This is a genomic window from Streptomyces sp. ISL-87, from assembly GCF_018614095.1.
GTDB lineage: Bacteria > Actinomycetota > Actinomycetes > Streptomycetales > Streptomycetaceae > Streptomyces.
Window position 1 is genome coordinate 161,699 of record NZ_JAGGOY010000043.1, and the last position, 23,179, is coordinate 184,877.

Here is a 23,179-nt window from a genome sequence, read left to right on the forward strand (position 1 = left end):
CCCCACATGACACCCCGGCGCTACCCCCGGCATGAGACCCCGGCGGCTACCCCGGCATGGCACCCCGGCGGCTCCCCCCGGCATTGGCGCCCCGGCGTGACTCGGGGCCGGCGGCCCCCGGGCGTGGCGTCCTACCAGCCGGTAAGGCAGCATGGGCCCCCACCCGCAGTCCAGGAGGAACCCATGGCCCCCGCCACCCCCAAGCCGGAGACCCTCGCCGCCTTCGAGGCCGCCAAGGGCTTCATGCCGGTACGCGAGGGCCTCGCCCTGTTCGAGGCCGCCACCACGGCGGCGGCGCTCGGGCTGCCCCTCCTGGAGGTCGGCACGTACTGCGGACGCTCCACCCTCCTGCTCGCCGATGCCGCCCGCGAGGCCGGCGTGGCCGCGATCACCGTCGACCACCACCGCGGCAGCGAGGAGCAGCAGCCGGGCTGGGAGTACCACGACCCCACCGTCGTGGACCCGGAGATCGGCCTGATGGACACCCTCCCGACCTTCCGCCGCACCCTGCACAAGGCGGGTCTCGAAGACCACGTGATCGCGATCGTCGGCCGCTCCCCGCAGGTCGCCGCCGCCTGGGGCGGTCCGCTCGGCTTCGTCTTCATCGACGGCGGCCACACCGACGAGCACGCCGCCGGCGATTACGAGGGCTGGGCCCCGCACCTCGCCGAGGGCGGGACGCTGGTCATCCACGACGTGTTCCCGGACCCGGCCGACGGCGGCCAGGCGCCTTACCGGATCTACCTGCGCGCCCTGGCCTCCGGCGCCTTCGAGGAGATCTCCGTCACGGACTCGATGCGCGTACTGCGCCGCACCGGCCCCGGCATCTGACCCGGCCGCAGGACGCCTGCGGGCAGGGATCCGCAACAACCGTCATGGCCGTCATGGCCGTCATGGCCGTCACATAAGTGACAATCACACCACGCCCTCGGATGGCCCATACCCGGACGCCCGGCGGGCGGGCGGTCTAGCATCGCGAGGTGCGCAACGACGACAGTCCCCCGCCTCCCGAGTCCGCCTCCTCGGTCAGCCCGGACCGGCGCTGGCTGACCCGCCGCTCCACCCTCGCGGTCGCGGTCGCCGCGCTCGCCCCGGCCTGTCTGGCGGGCTGGGTGCTGACCCATGTTCTGACCGGGGCCGGCCCGGACGGGGCGAAGCCGCGGCTTGCGCCGCTGCCCGCCTCGCACACCGCGCCCGGCACCGCCCACGGCGGCGGAGACGCGAAGCCCAGCACCGCCTCGCCCTCCGCCGACTCCGCCTCCTCGTCCGCGGCGGCGTCCGCATCGGCGTCCGCATCGGCGTCCGCGGCCGCGCCGGCACCGGCCAAGGGCCCGCTCGCGGGCCGGACCGTGGTCATCGACCCGGGCCACAACACCGGCAACTTCAAGCACACCGAAGAGATCGACAAGCAGGTCGACATCGGAACCAACCGCAAGGAATGCGACACCACCGGCACCACCACCAACTCCGGCTACATGGAGGCCGAGTTCTCCCTCGACGTGTCCCGGCGGACGCGGAGCCTGCTGGAAGCCAAGGGCGTCAAGGTGGTGTTCACCCACGAGGCCGACCGCCCCTGGGGCCCCTGCATCGACGAGCGGGCCCGGATCGGCAACGAGGCGAACGCCGACGCGGTGGTCTCCGTCCACGCGGACGGCGCCTCCGCCGGCAACCGCGGCTACCACATCATCCTCCCGGCCAAGGTCAAGGCAGGTGCCGCGGACACCGCCAAGATCGTCGGGCCGTCCCGGGAGCTGGGCGAGCGGATCGCCGGGAACTTCGCCCGCAGCACCGGGTCCGTTCCCGCCAACTACCTCGGCGGCGGTACCGGTTTGGTCGTCAGGGACGATCTCGGCGGACTCAATTTGTCGACCAGGCCCAAGGTGTTCATCGAATGCGGCAACATGCGTGACGCCAAGGACGCGGCGCAGCTGACGAGTCCGGAGTGGCGGCAGAAGGCAGCAGAGGGCATCGCGAACGGCGTCGTCGGCTTCCTCGGCGGGTAGTCCCACAAGGACAGCTCGCCGCCCCGATCCTCCAGGTCGCGGCAGACGTCCGTACGATGGTGCCCGCCCGCCCCGCTCCCGTCATGACGCGCGACCGCGGCACCACGAGACGACCGAGACCGAGAAGGACACCGACGAAGTGAATATCCGCTCCCTCACTCGAGGCGATGGCGTGGTGATCGGAGCAGCGGTGCTGCTGTTCATCGCCTCGTTGCTCGATTTTTACTCCGCCGACGGCGTCGACCTGCCCAGTGTGTGGGACACCGACGTCTACCACCTTGCCCTGCCCTCGATCTTCCTGGCCGGCTTCGTCGCCGCAGGCCTGATCGCCGGCTCCCGCTTCCTGCCGCAGCCCCGCAACCTGGCGGGTCTCCCGCTCCAGGCGTGGGGCAGCGTGCTCGCCGTTTCCGCCGTCTGGGCCTCGCTGTGGTCGCTGATCACCTGCCCGAGCACCTTCGACCTGGGCGCCGGCGCGGTCATCTCCTTCCTCTCCACCCTGGCCATGGCGGGTGTGGCCGTCGCGGGCCCCAAGATCCCGGCGCTCGCCGGTCAGCTGATCCCGGACCCGGCGCCCGGCGCCGTCCCGGCGTACGGCGCCCAGCCGCAGCCGGGCACCGGATACGGCTACCCGGGCGGCCAGCAGCCGCAGGCGTACGGGGCCACCCCGCAGCCGGTCGCGCCGTACGGCGGCCAGGCCGCCCCGGCTCCGACCCCGACCCCCGCCCCGGCCGCGCAGGACGCCGCCCCGGCAGCGGACTTCACCCCCTTCTGGTTCGCCGTCCCGGTGGCCCGCCCCCTCTTCGCCGAGGACGGTTCCCCCACCCCGATCGCCGAACTCGCCCCGGGCACCTGGTACCTGGCCGTGGAGCAGCGCGGCGAGGCCACGCTCATCGCCCAGACCCAGGACGGGCGCCGCGGCGTCCTGAACGACACCTCGGGCATCCAGCGCGGCTGACGCCGAGGACGGCCCGGCTCCCCTCGGGGCGCTCGCGGCCCGACGCGTGAGCCAACGGCCCCCCGCCCTTCCGGGCGGGGGGCCGTTGGCCTACAGTCACCTGACGCATCGTCAGTTATGGCTTCGCGGAGGGGACCGTACATGCGCCTGGGACTCGCACTCGGCTACTGGGGCCGCGGCCCCGATCCGGCCCATCTCGACCTCGCCGCCGAGGCCGAGAACCTCGGCTACGACTCGGTGTGGACCGCCGAGGCCTGGGGCTCGGACGCCTTCACCCCGCTGACCTGGATCGCCGCGCACACCTCGCGGATCCGGCTCGGCACCGCCATCGCGCAGATGGCCGCCCGCACCCCGACCGCCACCGCCATGCAGGCCCTCACGCTGGACCACCTCTCGGGCGGCCGGATGATGCTGGGCCTGGGCCTGTCCGGGCCGCAGGTGGTCGAGGGCTGGTACGGGCGCCCGTTCCCGTCGAGTCCGCTCACCGCGACCCGCGAGTACGTGGACGTCATCCGCCAGGTGCTGCGCCGCGAGGCCCCGGTCGAGCTGGACGGCCGCTTCCACAGCCACCCGTACCGCGGTGAGGACGGCACGGGCATCGGCAAGCCGCTCAAGCCCATCACCCACCCGCTGCGGGCGGACCTCCCGGTCCTGCTGGGCGCGGAGGGCCCGAAGAACATCGCCCAGACCACCCGGATCGCCGACGGCTGGCTCCCCCTCTACTGGTCACCGACCCGCACCGACGTCTACCGGGCCTCGCTGACCGACCTCCCCGAGGGCTTCATGATCGCGCCGATGGCCCGGGCCAGGGTCTGCGACGACGTCGCCGAGGGGCTGCTGCCCGTCAAGGCCATGCTCGGCTTCTACATCGGCGGCATGGGCCACGCGGCCCGCAACTTCCACGCCGACCTCATGGCCCGGATGGGCTACGAGGACGAGGCCCGGCGCATCCAGGAGCTGTTCCTCGCCGGGCGCAAGGAGGAGGCGGTGCTCGCCGTCCCGGACGCGTTCGCCGACGAGATCTCCCTGGTCGGACCCCGCGAACGCATCGCCGAACGCCTCGAACTGTGGCGCAAGGGCCCGGTCACGGACCTGCTCCTGACGGCCCCCGACCCGCACACCTTGCGCGTCCTGGCCGAGCTCAACAGCTAGGAACCGTCTTCCGCCCGGGGCACGGCCTCCAGCAACTCGGGGAGATCCAGCGCCATCACGGCGATCTCGATGCTCCCGCCGCCCGGGTAGGCGCACGTGACGATCCGCGAGCCGGGGTTGATGGACAGGCCCTCCTTCACGGACGGCGCCCGCACCGCGGTGGCCCGCCCCTCGGTCAGGGCCACGGGCTCGCCACGGCTGGGCACCCAGCGGGCCCCGCCCGGGCCGGCGTGCAGCAGGCCCGGGCGCCAGCGGCCCGCACCGGCGGGCAGCCTCGCCATGCCGGGGATACCCGCGACGGGGCCGGCGGCCATCCTCCGGCGGTGTCTGCGCCGGAGGAGCCACCCGGCCCCGACCGCCCCGAGGGCAAGGACTGCGAATTCGATCACGCGACCATTGAATCAGGCCGCCCGGGCTATCCGCCCAGCTGGGAGACGCTCGGGACCTTGTCGGTCACCTCGGCGCCCGCGCTCTTACCGGCGTCCTTGACGCCCTTGATGACGTCCGCGAAGGAACTGATGTCCGCGTCACCGGCATCGCCCTTGCGGAGCTTGGAGCCGAGGCCCTTGAGGGACTCGATGCCCCCCGTCAGCGGGGCGATCGCCTTGGACAGCAGGGGGTCGCCCTTGGCGTTGTCGAGCGCCGCCTTCAGCCTGTTGTACGCGAAGGCTCCGGCGAGACCCGCCTTGATGAGCGCGAACGTACGGCCCTTGGCGCCCTTCTTGAACTTGCCGTCGCGGTACGGCTTGATGATCCACTGGTAGGCCGCCCCGGCCGCGAGCCCCGCGTTGGCGACGAAGCGCGTCTTGGCGAACTTCTGCTTCTCGGCGGAGGTACTGGGCGAGGGCGTGGCGGCGGCCTCCTCAACGGCCGCGACCTCCGCCGCTCTCGCCTCCGCGGCGACGGCCTCCGCGGAAGCGGCCGCGGCCACGGAGACGTCCTCGCTCCGGCCTCGGCCGCCGCCGGCGCCGCAGGCGGTGGCACCGCCCAGCAGCGCGCAGGACAGGAGCACCGCCGTGCAGGCGCGACGGAATCGGACGGTTCTGGGTATGGACACGGTTTCCTCCGGGGAGTGAGGTGTCCCCGGCAGCGTCACCCGGCCCCCGAAGCACCGCCACGTGGGTGACCCGTTCGGGTATTGCCGGGCCGCCGGATCCAGCCCCGCCGGTCCGGCCCGCACCCCGCAACGCGCCGCACCGCACCGCGCCGCGCCGCGCCGCGCCGCACCGGCTAACCGCAGCAGTCGGGCTCCAGCCCGCCCGGCAGGTCCAAGCCCCCGAACACCGCCCCCGTGGCCTCGTCCCCACCCAGTGCCGCGACGGCCAGCAGCAGCGACCCGGCCGTCCACGTCGTCTGCTCCACCGGCCACACCGCCTTGTCCTGGAACACGTACCCCGTCCAGTACATGCCGTTCTCCGCCCGCAGGTGCCCGATCGACCGCAGGATCTCCAGCGCCCGGTCCGACTCCCCCACCGCCCACAGGGCGAGCGCCAGCTCGCAGGACTCGCCGCCCGTCACCCACGGGTTCGGCAGCACGCACCGCACGCCGAGCCCCGGGACGACGAACTCGTCCCACCGCTGCTCGATCCGTGCCTTCGCCTCCGGACCGGTCATCGCCCCGCCCAGGACCGGGTAGTACCAGTCCATCGAGTAGTGGGACTTGTCCAGGAACCGTTCCGGGTGCCGCCGTATCGCATGGCCCAGCGCGCCCGCCGCCAGCTCCCAGTCCGGCTGGGGCTCCTCCCGGTGCTCGGCGATGGCCAGCGCGCAGCGCAGTGCCTGGTGGATCGAGGAGGACCCGGTGAGCAGCGCGTCCGTCACGGCCGTGCCGTCCGCGTCCCGCTTCCAGCCGATCTCGCCGCCCGGCTGCTGCAGGCCGAGGACGAACTCCACGGCCGCGAACACGGCCGGCCACATCCGCTCCAGGAACGTGTCGTCCCCGGTGGCGAGGTAGTGGTGCCAGACCCCGACCGCGATGTACGCGACGAAGTTGGTCTCCCGGCTCGCGTCCTGCGGCTCGGCGGTGTCCACCCCGTCGGCCCGGTCGGCGTAGGCCGCGTACCAGGAGCCGTCGTGGTTCTGGTGGCGGGCCAGCCACGTGTACGCGCGCTCCGCGGCCTCGTGCTCACCGGCCGCGTCGAGGGCCATCGCGGCCTCGGTGTGGTCCCACGGGTCCAGGTGGTGTCCGCGGAACCACGGTATGGCTCCGTCCGACCGCTGCGCGGCGAGGATCCCCGCCACCGTCAGGGCGGCCTGCTCCGCGGTCAGTACGCCGTCCAGGACCAGGTGTTCGGTCCGCCGGGGCGAGCTCACTGGGCGGCGCCGACGGGAAGGTGCGGCTTGGTCGCGTAGGCCACGAAGCTCTTGCCGATGACCGGGTTGAGCGCCTGCTCGGCGAGTCGCGTGGCCAGGGGCTTCTTCATGATGTCCCAGACCAGGAGCTTGTGGTACGCCTTGACCGGCAGCGCCTTGTCGTTGTCGACGCCGAAGGCGCACTTGAGCCACCAGTACGGGGAGTGCAGCCCGTGCGCGTGGTGCGTGCCGTACGGCTTGAGGCCCGCGGCCTCCATCTTCCCGAGCAGCTCGTCCGCCTTGTAGATGCGGATGTGCCCGCCCTCGACCTCGTGGTACGCGTCGCTCAGCGCCCAGCAGATCTTCTCGGGGCCGTAGCGCGGCACGGTGATGGCGATGCGCCCGCCGGGCTTCAGCACGCGCACCATCTCGGCGAGCACGCCCTTGTCGTCGGGGATGTGCTCCATCACCTCGGAGATGATGACCACGTCGAAGGACTCGTCGGGGAACGGCAGCGCCAGCGCGTCGCCCTCCATCGCCGTGGCGGTGGCGCCGGCCGGGGCCTCACCGGCCTCCTTCATCGCGGCGAACCACTTCGCGACCTCGCGGATCTCCTCGCCGTTGCGGTCGACGGCGACCACGTGGGCGCCGCGCCGGTAGCACTCGAAGGCGTGCCGGCCTGCGCCGCAGCCCAGATCGAGCACGCGGTCGCCTGCGGCGAGCGGGAACCGGGAGAAATCGACGGTCAGCACGGGGTCCTGCCTTCGCGGTCGCGGGGGTGAGGGGTGGGGCTTGGGAAACGGAGGCGGCACATGAGGCGGAAGGTCACCGCGCGCGGCGGGTACGGGCGGCCTGCTCGATGGCGGCCCGGTAGTGCGCGGCGGTGCCCTCGGCGGCCTTGGCCCAGGTGAAGCGGGCCAGGACCCGCTCGCGCCCGGCGGCGCCGAGGCGGGCTCTCAGTTCCGGGTCGTCCAGCAGCCGGCCCAGCGCCGCGGCCAGCGCGCCGGCGTCGCCCGGGGGCACCGCGAGACAGGTCTGCCCGTCGGGGCCGGACACCTCGGGGATCGCGCCGCCGGTGGTGGCGACCAGCGCGGTGCCGGTGGCCATGGCCTCGGCGGCCGGCAGTGAGAAACCTTCGTAGAGGGAGGGCACGCAGGAGATCTGGGCACTGCGGACGAGGTCGACGAGTTCGGCGTCGGTGATGCCCTTGACGAACCGCACCGCGTCCTGGAGCCCGTACTTCTCGATCGCGCGGGCGACCGGCCCGCGCTCGGCGCGCTTGCCGACGACGACCAGGTGGGCGTCGGGCTGCTCGGTACGGAGTTTCGCGAGCGCCTCGACGAGGTGCACGAGTCCCTTGAGCGGCACGTCGGCGCTGGAGGTCGTCACGATCCGCCCTGGCACCTCGGCCACGGACGGGTCGGGCGACCACAGGTCGGTGTCGGCGCCGATGTGCACCACGTGGATGCGCTCGTCGCGCACCCCCAGGTGCTCGGCGATCTCCTGCTTGGAGGACCCGGAGACGGTCAGCACGGACGGCAGCCTGCGGGCGACCCGCCCCTGCATGCGGGTGAAGGCGTACCAGCGCCGGACGGAGAGCCGCTTCTTGCGGTCCTGCGCGGCGGCGAGGTCCAGCTGCCGGTCGACGGTGATGGGGTGGTGGATGGTGGTCACCAGCGGTGCGCCGAGGTCTCCCAACAGCCCGTACCCGAGGGTCTGGTTGTCGTGGATCACGTCGAACTCGCCGGCCCGCGCGGCCAGGTGGCGACGGGCCCGCAGCGAGAAGGTCAGCGGCTCGGGGAATCCGCCGGTCCACATGGTGGCGACCTCAAGGGCGTCGATCCAGTCCCGGTACTCGTCGCGCCCCGGCGTGCGGAAGGGGTCGGGCTGCCGGTACAGGTCCAGGCTCGGCAGCTCGGTGAGCGAGGCTCCCGTGTCCAGCACCGGGTAGGGCTGGGCACCGATGACCTCGACTGAGTGCCCGAGGCGGACGAGCTCGCGCGAGAGGTGCCGGACGTAGACGCCCTGGCCCCCGCAGAACGGGTTCCCCTTATACGTGAGGAGCGCGATGCGCAGCGGGCGGTCGCTGTGGGTGGCGGGACCCGCGAAAGGGCTCGTCACCATGGCCTCAGCGGTCACTCTCGGCCCCCTTCTCACTGCACTTTCGCCGGAGCGTAACCGCTCGCATAATGTAGAACAAGTTTCAGACTTGATCCGTTGAAGAGCATTGAATCTACCGGCCGGAAACCCCACCGTAAGAGGCGGAGCAGGTGATTCGCGCCACGGCTCCGGCGCCTGACATGCTGGGCCCGGATTCAGCTGGATCAGTACCCGCACAACACCCGCACAGCACCCGCACAGCACCACCGACGACGCCACGGAACGCCATGGAACGGGACACATGACAGCGGAAGCGAAGGCCGTCACCACGCCGGCGTCCCCTCCCCTGACGGAGCGCCAGGAGGCGCGCCGCCGCCGGATCCTGCACGCCAGCGCGCAGCTGGCCAGCCGGGGCGGATTCGACGCGGTGCAGATGCGGGAGGTCGCGGAGGCGGCCGGCGTGGCGCTGGGCACCCTGTACCGCTACTTCCCCTCCAAGGTGCACCTGCTCGTCGCCACCATGCAGGACCAGCTCCAGCACATGCACACCACGCTGCGAAAGCGCCCGCCGGCGGCCGAGGATCCCGCGGAGCGGGTCGCGGAGACGTTGATGCGCGCCTTCCGCGCCCTTCAGCGCGAGCCGCACCTGGCGGACGCGATGGTGCGCGCGCTGACGTTCGCGGACCGCAGCGTGAGCCCCGAGGTGGACACGGTCTCCCGGCTGACCACGGCCATCATTCTGGACGCGATGGGCCTGGACGGGCCCCCGACGGCGGAGCAGCTGTCGGCGGTGCGGGTCATCGAGCACACGTGGCACTCGGCGCTGATCACCTGGCTCTCGGGGCGCGCGTCGATCGCCCAGGTGAAGATCGACATCGAGACCGTGTGCCGCCTCATCGACCTGACGGCCCCCGCTCCTGCCCCCGCTCCTGCCCCCGCCCGGGCATCCGCGACCGCGACCGCTTCGGCCAGGACCCCGGCGGCCCCGCGAACGTCCTGATCCCGCCGCACGGAGGCCGCCGCACGGACGGCCGCCGTGCGGACAGCCGCCGGGCGAGGTCCGTCCCGGCGGCTGTCACCGCAGTACGACACGCCGCACCGCCCGGCGGGTCGCTCACTCCTCCGGCGGGAACACCGCCTCGCCGCTGCCCAGCAGGGTGATCGTGATGGCCTCCACCGGGCAGCCCTCCGCCGCCGTCAGGACCGGCTCGTTGGCGTCCGTCTCCGGGGCCGCGGGGTGCGACTGCCGCGCCGAGTCCAGGGCGAACCCGGCCGGGGCGTGGTTCACGCACATGCCCGAGCCGATGCAGACGCCCCGGTCCACCTCCACACGCCAGCGGTCACCCATCACGCACCCGCCTCGGGCCGCTGGTACCCCGTCGGCAGGTGGATCATCTTGTGTTCCAGGTACTCGCTCAGCCCCTCCGGCCCGAACTCGCGCCCCACGCCGCTGTTCTTGTAGCCGCCGAACGGCCCGAGCATGTCCAGGCTGAAGGTGTTCACGTTGAAGGTGCCCGTGCGCACCTGCCGGGCGAAGTCGACGCCGTGCTCCACGTCCCCGGTCCAGACGCTGCCGCTCAGCCCGAACTCCGAGTCGTTGGCGATCCGCACCGCCTCCGCCTCGTCCCCGTACGGGATCAGGCAGACGACCGGCCCGAAGATCTCCTCGCGGGCGATCCGCATCGAGTTGTCGACGTCGCCGAAGAGGGTGGGCTCGACGTACCAGCCCTGTTCCAGGCCCGCCGGGCGGCTGCCGCCGGTGAGGATCTTGGCGCCCTCTTCCTGCCCGATCCGGATGTAGTCCAGCGAGCGCTGCTGCTGGCGCTCGGCCACCAGCGGCCCGAGCTGCGTGGCCGGGTCCAGCGGGTCGCCGACCACCAGGGCGCCGGCCGCCGCGGCGAGCGCCTCGGCCACCTCCTCGTAGCGGCTGCGCGGCGCGAGCACCCGGGTCTGGGCGACGCACGCCTGGCCGTTGTTCATCCAGGCCGCCGGGACGATCCCGGCGATGGTGGTGTCCAGGTCGGCGTCCGGCAGGATGACGGCGGCCGACTTGCCGCCGAGTTCCAGCGTGACGCGGGTGAGGTTGCGAGAGGCGACCTCCATGACGCGCCGGCCGGCCGCGACCGAGCCGGTGAAGGCGACCTTGTCGACGCCGGGGTGCCCGACCAGGTATTCGCTGACCTCCCGGTCGGCGGGCAGTATCGACAGCACTCCCTCGGGCAGCCCGGCCTCCCGGGCGATGTCGGCAAGGATGTACGAGTCCAGCGGGGACTCCGGCGACGGCTTGAGGATCACCGCCGACCCCGACAGCAGCGCGGGCGCGAGTTTGGCGGCGGCCACGAACTGCGGGACGTTCCACGGGATGACGGCGGCGACCACGCCCACCGGCTCCCGCCGGACCAGGATCGGCCCGAGCACGCCCTGGCGGTACTCCTCGTACGGGTAGGCCCGCGCGACGGTGATCGCGGCGTCGTAGACCATCATCGGGCCGAGCGCCTGGGCGAGGATGCTCCAGGAGTACGGGGACCCGTTCTGGGAGCTGATCGAGCGGGCGATCTCCTCGTGCCGGACGGCGATGGCGTCCTTGATCCGGGTGACGACCGCGATCCGCTCCTCCAGGCTCAGCCGCGGCCAGGGCCCCTCGTCGAAGGCCTTGCGCGCCACGGCGACGGCGCGGTCCACATCGGCCTTCGAGGCGTGCGGGACGCTGCCGATGACCTGCTCGGTGTGCGGGGAGACGATCCGGATCGTGTCGGTGCCCAGCGGATCCGTCCACTCCCCGCCGATGAACAGCTGTCCGTGTTCCACGAGCTCGGTCATGGCTGATGCCTCCTGCGGCCGGTGCGGATACCCGATCACCCTGACGGTGTTTCAGAACTGATACCAGTTCTAGTTCCAGGAGTCCACGGCCGGGACGGAACGACCGGGAAGATCCAACGACTAGCCAGAACGCGGAAGAGATGGTCGACTTGGGCTACTACTGAAACACGTTCTCGTTCGCCCCAAGGCATTCACGGCATTCACTCAGGCACTCACCCAGGCACTCACCCAGGCATTCACCCAGCCGTTCGCCCCAGACAGGGAGCCCTCATGACACCTCAGGTCACCGACCACGGCGGCGGCGTGTGGGGCATCAAGGTCCCCATCCCCGACAACCCCCTCGGACACACCCTCGTCCACGTCCTCGACACCGGCCGGGGCCCCGTCCTCGTCGACACCGGCTGGGACGACCCGGAGTCCTGGGACACCCTCGTCGCCGGCCTCGGTGCCCTCGGCATCTCGATCGCCGACGTCCACGGTGTGGTCATCACCCACCATCACCCCGACCACCACGGCCTGTCCGGCCGGGTACGGGAGGCCTCGGGCGCCTGGATCGCGATGCACGCGGCGGACACGGAGGTCGTCGTTCGGACCCGCTCCGCCGAGCCCGGCGTCTGGTTCGACTACATCAGCGGGAAGCTGGCCGCTGCCGGCGCCCCCGAGGAGCACATCGCCCCGCTGCGGGCGGCCCGCGCGAGCGGCCGGATGCGGACCCTCCCGGGCCTGCGGGCCGCCGTCCCCGACCGGGAGATCGTCCCCGGCGAACTGCTCCCCCTCGCGGGCCGCCGGCTCCGCGCGATCTGGACTCCGGGTCACACCCCCGGCCATGTCTGCCTGCACCTGGAGGAGGAGCATCCGGCGAACCTGCCCGGCAACGGCCGCCTCTTCTCCGGGGACCACCTGCTGCCCGGGATCTCCCCGCACATCGGCCTGTACGAGAACTCGGAGGACACCCGGGTCACCGACCCGCTGGGCGACTACCTCGACTCCCTCGAACGCGTCGGCCGCCTCCAGCCGGCCGAGGTGCTCCCGGCCCACCAGCACGCCTTCACCGACGCCCCGGCCCGGGTGCGCGAGCTGCTGGACCACCACGAGGAACGGCTGACCGGGCTCTGGACGCTGCTGGCCGAGCCGCTGACCCCGTGGGGCCTGGCGGAGCGGATGGAGTGGAACCGGCCCTGGGAGCAGATCCCGTACGGCTCCCGCACCATCGCCGTCTCGGAAGCGGAAGCCCACCTGCGGCGGCTGGTGAAACAGGGCCGGGCGGAGGCGGTCCCGGGCAGCGACCCGGTGACGTACCGGGCGCTGTAGGGCGCGGGGCGCCGGGGGCGGGGCGCTGGGTGCGGGATGCGGGGTGCGGGATGCGGGGTACCGGGTGCGGCAAGGCGGGCGGCACAAGGGGGCGGGCAACGCGGCGGGCAAGCGCCGGGGGGTGCCGGGCACCACCGGGCACGCGGACTACGGGCCGGTACAGTAAGCCCGTCGTCCACACTTCCGTACGGGGGGAAGCCGGTGCAATTCCGGCGCTGACCCGCAACCGTGACCCAGCCCCAGAAGCTTCGGGGCGGGGAGCCGGAATGCCCCGTACCGGAGGTGCGCGGCTCGCGCCGCCGGGGCCTCCGGCGGCCGGCACCGTCGAGGTATACGGGGCCGGAGCCCGGTGCGTTCGCGTGCCTGCCTCCCGCTCCCCAGCACGAGAGGCACCCGCCCCGCCATGAACGTCCGCCGCAGCGCCGCCGCGCTCGCCGCCTCCGCCGTGCTCTGCGTGGGCGCCGCCCCCGCAGCCCTCGCCGCGCCCTCCCCCTCGCCGGCCCCGGTCATCCCCTCCGGGCTCTACGGCAAGAACGACCCGACCTACGACGGTGTGTGGCGCCAGTCCTTCGCGCTGCTCGCCCAGCACACGGTCGGGGTCAGGCCCGCCAAGGAGGCCGTCGACTGGCTCGTCGGCCAGCAGTGCGCCGACGGCGGCTTCGCCTCCTTCCGCGCGGACGCCACCAAGGCGTGCGACGCGACGACGATGCTCGACACGAACGCCGCCGCGGTGGCCGTGCAGGCGCTGAAGGCCCTGGGCGGCCAGGACGCGGCGGTCAAGAAGGGCGTGGACTGGCTGAAGTCCGTCCAGAACGAGGACGGCGGCTGGAGCTACGTCCCCGGTTCCCCGAGCGAGGCCAGCTCCACCTCCGTGGTGATCAGCGCCCTGTCGGTGGCGGGCGAGAAGCCGGCCGACGTGAAGTCCAAGGCGGGGAAGTCGGCGTACGAGGGCCTGCTCTCCTTCCAGCTGGGCTGCGCCGCCGAGCCGGCCGCCGACCAGGGTGCGTTCGGCTACCAGCCGGCCGGCGGCAAGCTGCCGGCCAACGCCGACTCGACGGCCGCCGCGACCCTGGCCGCCCTCGGGCAGGGCGCGGTCGTCGCCCCCTCCGCCACGGACACCCCCGCGGCCGCGCTGGCCTGCCCGGCGGGCGCCACCGACCCGGCGGCCGCCGCCCAGGGCGCGGCCGGCTACCTGGCCGAGGCCCTGAAGAAGGACGGCCACCTCACCGCCGTCACCCCGGGCGCGGACCAGCCCACCCCGGACACCGGCAACACCGCCGACGCCGTGATCGCCCTGGCCGCGGCCGGGCACAAGCAGTCGGCGGCGGGCGCGCTGGAGTGGCTCAAGGCCAACTCGGCGGAGTGGGCCAAGGGCAACCCGGCCGCCCTCGCCACCCTGGTGCTGGCCGCACACGCGACGGGCACGGACCCGAAGTCGTTCGGCGGCACGGACCTGGTCTCGGCGCTGAACGCCACGGGGCCGGCCCCGCAGACGCCGCCGACCGGCGCGATGACGAAGGAAGAGAAGAAGGACAAGTCCTCCGGCAACCAGAACGTCTGGTGGATCGTCGGCGCGGGCGCTGCGGCCGGCATCGGCATCGGCATCCTCCTGAGCGGCCGTCGGAAGAAGAACCAGCTCTGATGCACCGGACGCGCCGCCGCCCCGCCCCGGCCCCGGCCTCCCTGGCCCTGGCCTTCGCGGTCCTCCTCACCACGCTCCTCACCACGGCGTCCCCGGCCCTGGCGGCGGGCTACCGCTACTGGTCGTTCTGGGACGGCGCGGGCGGCCAGTGGAAGTACGCCACCCAGGGCCCCTCGACGGCCCGCCCGGCGGACGGCGCGGTCCAGGGCTTCCGCTTCGCGGTGAGCAAGGACACGGCGGCGGAGGCGGCGCAGCCCCGCGCGGCCGCGGACTTCGAGGCCGTCTGCTCGGCCACCGCCCCGGCGGCGGGCAAGAAGCGGGTGGCCCTGGTCATCGACTTCGGCATCCCGGCGGACTCCCCGTCCGGCGAGGCCCCGCCCCAGTCCGCCCCGCGCACCGCCTGCGCCCAGCTGCCCCCGGACGGCACGGCGGCCGAGGCCCTGGCGGCGGTGGCCAAACCGCTCCGCTACAACAGCGCGGCCCTGCTGTGCGCGGTCTCGGCGTACCCGAAGCAGGGCTGCGGCGAACCGATCGCGGAACCGGACCCGACCCAGTCGGCACCGTCCGAAGCCTCCACCCCGGCCTCCGCCTCCGCCTCTACCTCCGCCTCCACCCCGGCCTCCACCTCCGCCTCCACCCCCGAGCCGGACTCCGGCCCCTCGGTGGGCCTCCTGGCCGGCATCGCGGCGGTAGCCGCCCTGGCCGCAGCCGCCCTCTGGCAGTCCCGCCGCCGCCGAACCCCATGACGGACCCGACAGACGCCCCCCGGCTCCCGACGGTTCCGGCACCCTCCGACGGCCGGACCCCGGCCGAGCCGACCACCTCGGAAGCCGGGCCGGAGCCGGTTCGCGCGCACGGCGCGGCAGCCGCCGACGCGCACGGCGCGGCAGCCGCCGACGGCGCTGAGCCGCCCACGAGGGCCGGGCGCACGCCCCGCGGCCCCCGCCGCCCCGCAGCCGACGTCGCGACCCCGCCCCGGCCGGGGCGCGCCGGGCCGGTGGGGCCGCCGCGCGGGCCGACGTACGAAAGAAGGGACCGCCGCTGGGAGCCGCCGCAGGCGACCCGTGGCAACGCCCTGCACGCGGGCGCCTGGTGGCTCTGGGCCCTCGGTCTCGCGACGGCCGCCTCCCGGACCACCAACCCCCTCCTCCTCGGCCTGATCATCGGCGTCGCCGGCTACGTCGTCGCCGCCCGCCGGACCAACGCCCCCTGGGCACGTTCCTACGGCGCCTTCGTCAAGCTCGGCCTCGCCGTCATCGGCCTGCGCCTCCTCTTCTCCGCCCTGCTCGGCTCCCCCGTCCCCGGCTCGCACACCCTCTTCGTCCTCCCCGAGGTCCCGCTCCCCGCCTGGGCGCAGGGCATCCGCTTCGGCGGCCGGGTCACCGCCGAGCAGCTGGCCTTCGCCTTCTACGACGGCGCCAAACTGGCCACCCTCCTCATCTGCGTCGGCGCCGCGAACGCCCTCGCCAATCCGGCCCGGCTCCTCAAGTCGCTCCCGGCCGCGCTCTACGAGGTCGGTGTGGCCGTCGTCGTCGCCATGACCTTCGCGCCGAACATGGTCGCGGACGTGGTCCGGCTGCGCACCGCCCGCCGCCTGCGCGGCCGGCCCACCGGCGGGGTGAAGGCCATCCTCCAGATCGGCCTGCCGGTACTCGAAGGCGCGCTGGAACGTTCGGTGGCCGTGGCCGCCTCGATGGACGCGCGCGGCTACGGCCGCACCGCGCAGGTCCCCCCGGTCATCCGCCACACCACCAACGTCCTCACCCTCGGCGGCCTGCTCGGCATGTGCGCGGGCACGTACGGCCTGCTGGCCGCCGAGGGCGCCGCGTTCGGCCTCCCCGTCCTCTTCATCGGCCTCGCGCTCGCCCTCGCGGGGCTCCGCCTCGGCGGCCGGCGCAGCATCCGGACCCGCTACCGGCCCGACCGGTGGGGCCCGCGCGCCTGGCTGGTCGCCGGGTCGGGGGCGGCGGTCGCGGCCCTGCTGATCCACGCGGCCCGGCTCGACCCGGAGGGGCTGCGGCCCGGCGTCGTCCCCCTGGTGGCCCCCGGGCTCCCGCTCTGGCCCGCCGCCGCGATCCTCATCGGCCTGCTCCCCGCCTTCGTGGCACCCGTCCCGCCCAAGGAGGCGTCGCAGTGATCCGCTTCGAGCAGGTGTCGGTGACGTACGAGGGCGCCGCGCAGCCCTCACTCCGCGACGTGGACCTGGTCGTGCCGGAGGGCGAGCTGACCCTCCTGGTCGGCCCGTCGGGCGTCGGAAAGTCCACGCTGCTCGGGGCGGTCTCCGGCCTCGTCCCGCATTTCACCGGGGGCACGCTCCGGGGCCGGGTCACGGTGGCGGGCCGGGACACCCGCAGCCACCGGCCGCGCGAACTCGCGGACGTGGTGGGCACGGTGGGCCAGGACCCGCTGGCCCACTTCGTCACGGACGTGGTCGAGGACGAACTGGCCTACGGCATGGAGTCGCTCGGCCTGCCACCCGCCGTCATGCGCCGCCGCGTGGAGGAGACCTTGGACCTCCTCGGCCTGAACGAACTCCGCGACCGCCCCATCGCCACTCTCTCCGGCGGCCAGCAGCAGCGGGTGGCGATCGGCTCGGTCCTGACCCCGCACCCCCGGGTCCTGGTACTGGACGAGCCCACCTCGGCGCTGGACCCGGCGGCGGCCGAAGAGGTCCTGGCGGTCCTCCAACGCCTGGTCCACGACCTCGGCACGACGGTGCTGATGGCGGAACACCGCCTGGAACGGGTCGTCCAGTACGCGGACCAGGTCCTGCTCCTCCCCGCCCCGGGCGCGCCCCCCGTCCTCGGCACCCCCTCCGACATCATGTCCCTCTCCCCGGTCCACCCCCCGGTGGTCACCCTGGGCCGCCTCGCAGGCTGGTCCCCCCTCCCCCTCTCCATCCGCGACGCCCGCAGACTGGCCGCCCCCTTGCGCGCCCGCCTGTCCACTCCGCGCGACAGCGCCGGTGCAGCGGCGGGGCCGGACCGTGCCGCGAGCCCGAACCATGCCGCGGAGCCGGACCGTGTGGCGGAGCCGAACCGTGCCGCGAGCCCGAACCATGCCGCGGAGCCGGACCGTGTGGCGGAGCCAGACCGTGTGGCGGAGCCGGACCGTGTGGCGGAGCCGGACCGTGTGGCGGAGCCGGACCGTGTGGCGGAGCCGGACGGTGTGGCGAGGCTCGAGGTGTCGGCGGACCCTGCGGGGCCTGTCGCCTACCCACCCCTTCCCACTTCCCGGGACTCCGCCCCGGCCCCCGCACGGCAAACCCCGGCGGAGCCGGGTACGCCGGCGTCGGAGGCGCGGGGGCCCGGGGGCGGAGCCCCCGGTTTCGGGAAGGGGCGGGGTGGGGAAACGGCCCCGCGCAGCGGCACCGCCCACCGCAGCGGCACCGCCCACCGCAGCGGCACCGCCCCTCGCCGCGGCACCGCCCCCCGGCCCGGCCTGTGGGCCCGGCTGCGCCGCAGGTCCGCCGCCCCGACCCCCCGCACGGGCGACAGCACCGACCCGGCCCCGGCCCCGGTGGCCCACGTCACCGCCCTCTCCGTCCGCCGCGCCCACGCAGAGGTACTGCACGACATCACCCTCACCGTCGCCCCCGGCGAGACCATCGCCCTCATGGGCCGCAACGGCGCCGGCAAATCCACCCTCCTCAACACCCTCGTCGGCACCGTCGAGCCGGCCACCGGCCAGGTGACCGTCGGCGGCCGCACCCCCCACCGCACTCCGCCCGCCGAGATGGTCCGCCGCGTCGGCCTCGTCCCCCAGGAACCCCGCGACCTCCTCTACGCCGACACCGTCGCCGCCGAATGCACCGCCGCCGACTCCGACGCCGGCCAGGCGCCCGGTACCTGCCGGGCCATCGTCACCGCCCTGCTCCCCGACGTCCCCGACGACACCCACCCCCGCGACCTCTCCGAGGGACAGCGCCTGGCCCTCGCCCTGGCCCTGGTCCTCACCGGCCGCCCCGCGCTGCTGCTCCTCGACGAGCCAACCCGCGGCCTGGACTACGCCGCGAAGGCCCGTCTGATCGAGATCCTCCGCGCTCTGGCCGCCGAGGGCCACGCCATCGTCCTCGCCACCCACGACGTGGAGCTCGCCGCCGAGCTGGCCCACCGCGTGGTGATCCTGGCCGGCGGCGAGATCGTCGCGGACGGCCCCACCGCCGAGGTCGTCGTCTCCTCCCCCGCCTTCGCCCCCCAGGTGGCCAAGATCCTCGCCCCCGGCCACTGGCTCACGGTGACCCAGGTCTCACAGGCCCTGTCACGCTCGGCAGCATCCGCAGACGACGCCCCCAAGGCGGCAGAAACCCCATGATCCGCCCCACCGTCCCCGCCCACGCCACCCACACCACCCGCCCCGCCCGCCCCATCCGCCTAGGCCCCCGCGCCGCCACCGCCCTGGTCCTCGTCACCCTCATCGGCGTGGCCGCCTTCGGCTGGCCCCTCCTCGCCGACCGCCAGTCCGGCCTCGCCCACTCGCACGACGCCCCCTGGCTCTTTGCCGCGCTGCTCCCCCTCCTCGTCGCCGTCGTCGTCGCGACCATCGCCGACGACGGCATGGACTCCAAGGCCGTGGCCATGCTCGGCGTGCTCGCGGCCGTCGGGGCCGCGCTCAGGCCGCTCGGCGCCGGGACGGCCGGCCTGGAGCCCATGTTCTTCCTGATGGTGCTCAGCGGACGCGTCCTCGGTCCCGGCTTCGGTTTCGTCCTCGGCTCCGTCACGATGTTCGCCTCCGCCCTGCTCACCGGCGGGGTCGGGCCGTGGATGCCGTTCCAGATGCTGGCCATGGGCTGGTTCTCGCTGGGCGCCGGCCTGCTGCCCGGCCCCTCCCGCATCCGCGGCCGGGCTGAGCTGGCGATGCTCGCGGCGTACGGGTTCCTCGGCTCGTTCGCGTACGGCACGGTCATGAACCTCCAGGGCTGGGTGATGCTGCAGGGCATGGGCCAGGGCATCTCCTTCCACCCCGGCGACCCGGTCCCCGCGAACCTGGCGCGCTTCCTCGCGTACTGCCTGGCGACCTCGGTGGGCTGGGATCTGGGCCGGGCCGCCCTGACCGTCGTACTGATCTTCGCGCTCGGCACCATCCTGCTGAAGGCGCTGCGGCGGGCGACTCGGAAAGCTGCCTTCGATGCGCCTGTTTCCTTCGATTCAGGGGTGAAAGTGGCCCCGGCCACACCCACAAAAGGGGTACAACCAGGCACGGAAGGTGACATTCAGACCCTCCAGCGGTGAGGCGCCCCACAGGACCTACGTCACATACGGCCCGGGATAGTAGCCCCTGGGCACCCTCCGCCAACCCCCTCAAAACCGCCCCCCACCTGCACGGACACCGGAGCCGTCACCTCTGGGCGGTTTCGTGAGGACTGCGACCGCCGCTAGTACAGGGGGGTCGTTGCCAGACCTCCGAGGGCCTGGCTAACTGGTGTTGTCGCTACGGCGGCGGGGTCTTCACCCCCCGCCCGACGAACCCCTCTCCTCAGCGTGAGTGGCTCACGCATGTCTTCGGCATGCCCGCGACCGCCCTTGTCCCCTTCGGAAGGTTCATCCGTGTCCAACGCAGTCATCCGTCGCATCGCCGCTTCCAAGAAGACCCTCGCTGGCACCGTCCTCGCCCTGGGCGTCGCCGGTTCCATGCTCGCCACGGTTCCCGCCCAGGCGGCCCCGATGAACGCGAAGGCGATCGCGCACCAGATGATCAAGGACCCGGCGCAGTTTGCGGCCTTTGACAAGATCATTTCCCACGAGAGCGGCTGGGACCACACCGCCACGAACGCGTCTTCCGGCGCGTACGGCCTGGTCCAGGCCCTGCCGGCCTCGAAGATGGCCTCGGCGGGCTCGGACTGGAAGACCAACCCGGCCACCCAGATCAAGTGGGGTCTGGACTACATGAACTCCCGCTACGGCAGCCCGGTCGGCGCCTGGAACTTCTGGCAGGCCAACCACTGGTACTAAGCCACCAGTGACCCCATAGCTGCACAAGCAGTACGAAGGCCCCGGTGGCCGACCTCCCCAGGTCGGCCACCGGGGCCTTCTGTTTCCCATCCCACTGGGTCCGTGGTCCGTGGTCCGTAGTCGTGGTCCGCAGTCCGCAGTCCGTGGTCCGCAGTCCGCAGTCCGCAGTCCGTGGTCCGTGGTCCGCAGTCCGTGGTCCGCGCGGCCGCCGCCTACAGCCGCTGGATGATCGTGCCGGTCGCCAGCGCGCCGCCAGCGCACATGGTGATCAGCGCGAATTCCTTGTCACGGCGCTCCAGCTCGTGCAGCGCCGTGGTGATCAGGCGGGCCCCGGTCGCGCCCACGGGGTGGCCGAGCGCGATGCCGCCACCGTTGACGTTCACCTTCTCCAGGTCCTGGTCGAAGACCTGGGCCCAGCTGAGGACGACGGAGGCGAACGCCTCGTTGATCTCGACGAGGTCGATGTCCTTCAGGGACATCCCGGCCTTGCCCAGCACGGCCCGCGTCGCGTCGATCGGCCCGTCCAGGTGGTAGTGCGGGTCGGCGCCGACAAGCGTCTGGGCGACGATCCGGGCGCGGGCCTTGAGCTTCAGCGCGCGGGCCATCTTGCGTGAGGCCCACATCACGGCGGCCGCCCCGTCCGATATCTGCGAGGAGTTCCCCGCGGTGTGCACGGCGGTCGGCATGACCGGCTTGAGCCGGGCCAGGCCCTCCATCGAGGTGTCCCGCAGGCCCTCGTCCCGGTCGACCAGGCGCCACATGCCCTGGCCGGCGGCCTGCTCCGCCTCGGTGGTGGGGACCTGGACGGCGAAGGTCTCGCGCTTGAAGCGCTCTTCTGCCCAGGCGGCCGCGGCCCGCTCCTGGGACAGCACCCCCAGCTTGTCGACGTCCTCACGGGTCAGGCCCCGGTGGCGGGCGATTCGCTCGGCGGCCTCGAACTGGTTGGGGAGGTCGACGTTCCACTCGTCCGGGAAGGGCTTCCCGGGGCCGTGCTTGGAACCGGAGCCGAGCGGCACCCGGCTCATCGCCTCGACTCCGCAGGCGATGCCGATGTCCATGACCCCGCCGGAGATCATGTTGGCGACCATGTGGTTGGCCTGCTGGGAGCTGCCGCACTGGCAGTCCACCGTGGTCGCGGCGGTCTCGTAGGGCAGGCCCATGGCGAGCCAGGCGTTGCGGGCGGGGTTCATCGACTGCTCGCCGGCGTGGGTGACGGTGCCGCCGACGATCTGCTCGACGCAGTCCGGCTGGATTCCGGTACGGGCGAGGAGCTCCCGGTAGGTCTCGCCGAGCAGGTAGGCGGGATGGAGGTTGGCCAGCGCGCCCCCGCGCTTGCCGATGGGGGTGCGTACGGCTTCGACGATGACGGGTTCCGCGGCCATGAGCTCGTCCTCTCCTGCACAGCGCCAGCGCGGCGGGCCGTCCCGGCGCCCCGCCCGAACTAGTACGCGTTCTAGTTCTCCCCGCAGTCTTATGACTTGAAGCCCTGCCACGCAAGGGTCTTGCACGTGCCTTACACGGATTCCACACGCAACAGTTGGCGCGAGGCCCCTTGTCACTTCTAGAACTCGTTACTACCTTCAAGCCAAACTTCTGATGGGCCGTCAGACTTTGGAGTTGCCGATGTCCTGCCCCGCGCTGCCCGAAGGCTTCGACGCCACCGACCCCGACCTCCTCCAGGACCGGGTCCCCCTCCCGGAGTTCGCACAACTGCGGCAGACCGCGCCCGTGTGGTGGTGCCCGCAGCAGCGGGGCGTCACCGGCTTCGACGACGAGGGCTACTGGGTCGTCACCCGGCATGCGGACGTCAAGTACGTCTCGACGCACCCGGAGTTGTTCTCCTCCACCACCAACACGGCGATCATCCGGTTCAACGAGCACATCCAGCGTGAACAGATAGATGCCCAGCGCCTGATCATGCTGAACATGGACCCGCCGGAGCACACCCGCGTACGCCAGATCGTGCAGCGCGGTTTCACCCCGCGGGCGATCCGCGGCCTGGAGGAGGCCCTGCGCGACCGGGCCCGGCAGATCGTCGCGGAGGCGCTGGCCGCCTCGGCCGACGGCAGCGGCGACGGGAGCTTCGACTTCGTCACTCAGGTGGCGTGCGAGCTCCCGCTCCAGGCCATCGCCGAGCTGATCGGCGTACCGCAGGAGGACCGGTCCCGGATCTTCGACTGGTCGAACAAGATGATCGCGTACGACGACCCGGAGTACGCGATCACCGAGGAGGTCGGCGCCAACGCGGCGATGGAACTCATCGGATACGCGATGAACCTCTCCGCCGCGCGCAAGGAGTGCCCCGCCAAGGACATCGTCACGCAGCTCGTGGCCGCCGAGGGCCAGGGCAACCTGGGCTCCGACGAGTTCGGGTTCTTCGTACTGCTGCTCGCGGTCGCGGGCAACGAGACCACGCGCAACGCCATCAGCCACGGCATGCACGCCTTCCTGACCCACCCCGAGCAGTGGGAGCTGTACAAGGCGACCCGGCCGGCCACGGCCGCGGAGGAGATCGTGCGCTGGGCCACCCCGGTGGTGTCCTTCCAGCGCACCGCCACCCAGGACACCGAGCTGGGCGGGCAGAAGATCAACGCGGGCGAACGGGTGGGGCTGTTCTACTCCTCCGCCAATCACGACCCCGAGGTCTTCGAGAACCCGGACGCCTTCGACATCACCCGCGACCCGAACCCGCACCTGGGCTTCGGGGGCGGTGGCCCGCACTTCTGCCTCGGCAAGTCCCTGGCCATCATGGAGATCGACCTGATCTTCAACGCGCTGGCCGACGCCCTGCCCCGCCTGCGCCTGGCCGGAGAGGCCCCGCGGCGGCTGCGCGCGGCCTGGCTGAACGGCATCAAGGAGCTCCGGGTCAGCCACGGCTGACCCGGAGTCCAGAACGGCAGGGGCCGCTCCTCCCACGCCCGGCCCCTGCCGTTCGCTGGTTGTGACCTTCGAA

Annotated in this window: 21 protein-coding genes and 1 riboswitch; of the genes, 13 read left to right on the top strand and 8 right to left on the bottom strand. The window is 73.1% G+C overall.

Features of this window, described 5'->3' with window-relative positions:
* Nucleotides 1–183 precede the first annotated feature (183 nt).
* The 4 genes from J7I97_RS17135 to J7I97_RS17150 all read left to right on the top strand — a co-directional run bounded on the left by J7I97_RS17135 (nt 184) and on the right by J7I97_RS17150 (nt 4,110).
* Nucleotides 184–831, top strand: coding sequence for a class I SAM-dependent methyltransferase (locus J7I97_RS17135; RefSeq protein ID WP_214935750.1), 648 nt, complete (start codon nt 184–186; stop codon nt 829–831).
* Between the two features lie 149 nt (nt 832–980).
* Nucleotides 981–2,003, top strand: a complete 1,023-nt coding sequence (locus J7I97_RS17140; protein ID WP_214935752.1) for an N-acetylmuramoyl-L-alanine amidase — start codon at nt 981–983, stop codon at nt 2,001–2,003.
* 139 nt (nt 2,004–2,142) lie between these two features.
* Nucleotides 2,143–2,958: a DUF5336 domain-containing protein gene (locus J7I97_RS17145; RefSeq protein WP_214935754.1), complete on the top strand. Its 816-nt coding sequence runs from the start codon at nt 2,143–2,145 to the stop codon at nt 2,956–2,958.
* 141 nt (nt 2,959–3,099) lie between these two features.
* Complete coding sequence (locus tag J7I97_RS17150; RefSeq protein ID WP_214935756.1) at nt 3,100–4,110, top strand: LLM class F420-dependent oxidoreductase; 1,011 nt, start codon at nt 3,100–3,102, stop codon at nt 4,108–4,110.
* Here the strand turns inward: J7I97_RS17150 and J7I97_RS17155 are convergent.
* The 5 genes from J7I97_RS17155 to J7I97_RS17175 all read right to left on the bottom strand — a co-directional run bounded on the left by J7I97_RS17155 (nt 4,107) and on the right by J7I97_RS17175 (nt 8,541).
* On the bottom strand, nt 4,107–4,499 hold the full coding sequence (locus J7I97_RS17155) for a hypothetical protein (RefSeq protein ID WP_214935758.1): 393 nt from the start codon (nt 4,497–4,499) through the stop codon (nt 4,107–4,109). The two genes, J7I97_RS17150 and J7I97_RS17155, sit on opposite strands and share 4 nt — an antisense overlap.
* A gap of 26 nt (nt 4,500–4,525) precedes the next feature.
* A complete protein-coding gene (locus J7I97_RS17160; protein ID WP_214935842.1) occupies nt 4,526–5,161 on the bottom strand; it encodes a hypothetical protein in 636 nt (211 codons plus the stop codon).
* Between the two features lie 179 nt (nt 5,162–5,340).
* Nucleotides 5,341–6,423: a prenyltransferase gene (locus J7I97_RS17165; RefSeq protein ID WP_214935760.1), complete on the bottom strand. Its 1,083-nt coding sequence runs from the start codon at nt 6,421–6,423 to the stop codon at nt 5,341–5,343.
* The gene (locus J7I97_RS17170; RefSeq protein WP_214935762.1) at nt 6,420–7,154 is read right to left on the bottom strand and encodes a class I SAM-dependent methyltransferase; all 735 of its coding nucleotides are present in this window, start codon (nt 7,152–7,154) and stop codon (nt 6,420–6,422) included. The genes J7I97_RS17165 and J7I97_RS17170 overlap by 4 nt, the downstream gene beginning before the upstream one ends.
* 73 nt (nt 7,155–7,227) lie before the next feature.
* Nucleotides 7,228–8,541 carry a glycosyltransferase family 4 protein gene (locus J7I97_RS17175; RefSeq protein WP_214935764.1) on the bottom strand — a complete coding sequence of 438 codons (1,314 nt, stop codon included), beginning with the start codon at nt 8,539–8,541 and terminating at the stop codon, nt 7,228–7,230.
* Nucleotides 8,542–8,803: 262 nt separating this feature from the next.
* Between J7I97_RS17175 and J7I97_RS17180 the strand changes: the two genes are divergently transcribed.
* On the top strand, nt 8,804–9,502 hold the full coding sequence (locus tag J7I97_RS17180; protein WP_251058872.1) for a TetR family transcriptional regulator: 699 nt from the start codon (nt 8,804–8,806) through the stop codon (nt 9,500–9,502).
* A 114-nt stretch (nt 9,503–9,616) separates the two neighbouring features.
* Here J7I97_RS17180 and J7I97_RS17185 read toward each other — a convergent pair whose 3' ends face one another.
* Nucleotides 9,617–9,850 carry a ferredoxin gene (locus tag J7I97_RS17185; RefSeq protein WP_214935766.1) on the bottom strand — a complete coding sequence of 78 codons (234 nt, stop codon included), beginning with the start codon at nt 9,848–9,850 and terminating at the stop codon, nt 9,617–9,619.
* Nucleotides 9,850–11,322, bottom strand: coding sequence for an aldehyde dehydrogenase (locus J7I97_RS17190; RefSeq protein WP_214935768.1), 1,473 nt, complete (start codon nt 11,320–11,322; stop codon nt 9,850–9,852). Before J7I97_RS17190 ends, J7I97_RS17185 begins: the two co-directional genes overlap by 1 nt.
* 270 nt (nt 11,323–11,592) lie before the next feature.
* Between J7I97_RS17190 and J7I97_RS17195 the strand changes: the two genes are divergently transcribed.
* The 7 genes from J7I97_RS17195 (at nt 11,593) to J7I97_RS17225 (ending at nt 20,226) form a co-directional block, all read left to right on the top strand.
* Nucleotides 11,593–12,633 (top strand): MBL fold metallo-hydrolase, encoded by a 1,041-nt coding sequence (locus tag J7I97_RS17195; protein WP_214935769.1) that lies wholly within the window; start codon nt 11,593–11,595, stop codon nt 12,631–12,633.
* Between the two features lie 191 nt (nt 12,634–12,824).
* Nucleotides 12,825–12,905: riboswitch (cobalamin riboswitch) on the top strand.
* 131 nt (nt 12,906–13,036) lie between these two features.
* Complete coding sequence (locus tag J7I97_RS17200) at nt 13,037–14,275, top strand: prenyltransferase/squalene oxidase repeat-containing protein (protein ID WP_214935772.1); 1,239 nt, start codon at nt 13,037–13,039, stop codon at nt 14,273–14,275.
* Nucleotides 14,275–15,021: an SCO2322 family protein gene (locus J7I97_RS17205; RefSeq protein ID WP_251058873.1), complete on the top strand. Its 747-nt coding sequence runs from the start codon at nt 14,275–14,277 to the stop codon at nt 15,019–15,021. The genes J7I97_RS17200 and J7I97_RS17205 overlap by 1 nt, the downstream gene beginning before the upstream one ends.
* Nucleotides 15,018–16,412: an energy-coupling factor transporter transmembrane component T gene (locus J7I97_RS17210; RefSeq protein ID WP_251058874.1), complete on the top strand. Its 1,395-nt coding sequence runs from the start codon at nt 15,018–15,020 to the stop codon at nt 16,410–16,412. Before J7I97_RS17205 ends, J7I97_RS17210 begins: the two co-directional genes overlap by 4 nt.
* A complete protein-coding gene (locus J7I97_RS17215) occupies nt 16,409–18,589 on the top strand; it encodes an ABC transporter ATP-binding protein (protein WP_214935774.1) in 2,181 nt (726 codons plus the stop codon). The genes J7I97_RS17210 and J7I97_RS17215 overlap by 4 nt, the downstream gene beginning before the upstream one ends.
* The gene (locus J7I97_RS17220) at nt 18,586–19,506 is read left to right on the top strand and encodes an ECF transporter S component (protein ID WP_214935776.1); all 921 of its coding nucleotides are present in this window, start codon (nt 18,586–18,588) and stop codon (nt 19,504–19,506) included. Before J7I97_RS17215 ends, J7I97_RS17220 begins: the two co-directional genes overlap by 4 nt.
* Nucleotides 19,507–19,770: 264 nt before the next feature.
* Nucleotides 19,771–20,226: a transglycosylase SLT domain-containing protein gene (locus tag J7I97_RS17225; protein WP_214935778.1), complete on the top strand. Its 456-nt coding sequence runs from the start codon at nt 19,771–19,773 to the stop codon at nt 20,224–20,226.
* Between the two features lie 212 nt (nt 20,227–20,438).
* Here the strand turns inward: J7I97_RS17225 and J7I97_RS17230 are convergent, their stop codons facing one another.
* Entirely contained in the window at nt 20,439–21,608 is a 1,170-nt protein-coding gene (locus J7I97_RS17230) for a steroid 3-ketoacyl-CoA thiolase (RefSeq protein WP_214935781.1), read from the bottom strand.
* Nucleotides 21,609–21,849: 241 nt separating this feature from the next.
* Between J7I97_RS17230 and J7I97_RS17235 the strand changes: the two genes are divergently transcribed.
* Nucleotides 21,850–23,106, top strand: coding sequence for a cytochrome P450 (locus J7I97_RS17235; RefSeq protein WP_214935783.1), 1,257 nt, complete (start codon nt 21,850–21,852; stop codon nt 23,104–23,106).
* Nucleotides 23,107–23,179: the final 73 nt, after the last annotated feature.

Excerpts from the sequence above, each read along its gene's own strand:
- J7I97_RS17135 (WP_214935750.1), top strand. The coding sequence starts at position 184 with ATGGCCCCCGCCACCCCCAAGCCGGAGACCCTCGCCGCCTTCGAGGCC.
- J7I97_RS17150 (WP_214935756.1), top strand. The coding sequence starts at position 3,100 with ATGCGCCTGGGACTCGCACTCGGCTACTGGGGCCGCGGCCCCGATCCG.
- J7I97_RS17180 (WP_251058872.1), top strand. The coding sequence starts at position 8,804 with ATGACAGCGGAAGCGAAGGCCGTCACCACGCCGGCGTCCCCTCCCCTG.
- J7I97_RS17185 (WP_214935766.1), bottom strand. The coding sequence starts at position 9,850 with ATGGGTGACCGCTGGCGTGTGGAGGTGGACCGGGGCGTCTGCATCGGC.
- J7I97_RS17190 (WP_214935768.1), bottom strand. The coding sequence starts at position 11,322 with ATGACCGAGCTCGTGGAACACGGACAGCTGTTCATCGGCGGGGAGTGG.
- J7I97_RS17195 (WP_214935769.1), top strand. The coding sequence starts at position 11,593 with ATGACACCTCAGGTCACCGACCACGGCGGCGGCGTGTGGGGCATCAAG.
- J7I97_RS17200 (WP_214935772.1), top strand. The coding sequence starts at position 13,037 with ATGAACGTCCGCCGCAGCGCCGCCGCGCTCGCCGCCTCCGCCGTGCTC.
- J7I97_RS17205 (WP_251058873.1), top strand. The coding sequence starts at position 14,275 with ATGCACCGGACGCGCCGCCGCCCCGCCCCGGCCCCGGCCTCCCTGGCC.
- J7I97_RS17210 (WP_251058874.1), top strand. The coding sequence starts at position 15,018 with ATGACGGACCCGACAGACGCCCCCCGGCTCCCGACGGTTCCGGCACCC.
- J7I97_RS17220 (WP_214935776.1), top strand. The coding sequence starts at position 18,586 with ATGATCCGCCCCACCGTCCCCGCCCACGCCACCCACACCACCCGCCCC.
- J7I97_RS17225 (WP_214935778.1), top strand. The coding sequence starts at position 19,771 with ATGTCTTCGGCATGCCCGCGACCGCCCTTGTCCCCTTCGGAAGGTTCA.
- J7I97_RS17230 (WP_214935781.1), bottom strand. The coding sequence starts at position 21,608 with ATGGCCGCGGAACCCGTCATCGTCGAAGCCGTACGCACCCCCATCGGC.
- J7I97_RS17235 (WP_214935783.1), top strand. The coding sequence starts at position 21,850 with ATGTCCTGCCCCGCGCTGCCCGAAGGCTTCGACGCCACCGACCCCGAC.